At 76.8% G+C, this 499-nt stretch carries 1 pseudogene; it reads left to right on the plus strand.

The annotated features are described in order from the left end of the window. A pseudogene (locus ABD151_RS08715) lies at nucleotides 1–472 on the plus strand (Fe-S cluster protein); the annotation flags it as partial. Between the last annotated feature and the right edge of the window lie 27 nt (nucleotides 473–499).

The following is a 499-nucleotide window of genomic DNA, read 5'->3' on the forward strand; positions in this document are numbered from 1 at the left end:
TGCAGGCGGCTCGCTGTTCGACATCGCAGCGCCCGCCGAGGCACCCGCTGCCCCGGCTCCGGCAGCCGAGGCACCCGCCGCTCCGGCAGCAGAGGCTCCGGCTGCCCCCGCGGCTGCGGCAGCGGAGGCTCCCGCCGCCGAGGCACCGGCCGCTCCCGTAGCGACCGCCCCCGAGGTGCCGCGCGTCGACATCAACGCGATGGGCTCGCTCTTCGACATCGCCGCTCCGGAGCCGGCAGCACCCTCTGCCGCCCCCGCCGCGCCGGTGGCCGAGGAGCCGGTCACCGAGGCGCCTGCTGCCGAGGCACCCGCTGAGGCGCCTGCTGCTGAGGAGCCCGCCGCGGCACCTGCCGCCGAGGCCGAGCCGGCCACGGAGGAGCCTGCCGAGCAGCCGAAGCCGGCCGCCCCCGCCGAGGCGAACACGCCGAAGCAGGTCGACATCAACCAGGCGAGCTCGCTGTTCGACATCTGATCGCCAACGCCGAGAGGGCCCCGCATC

Origin of the sequence: Nocardioides dubius, assembly GCF_039528155.1 — a bacterium.
GTDB lineage: Bacteria > Actinomycetota > Actinomycetes > Propionibacteriales > Nocardioidaceae > Nocardioides > Nocardioides dubius.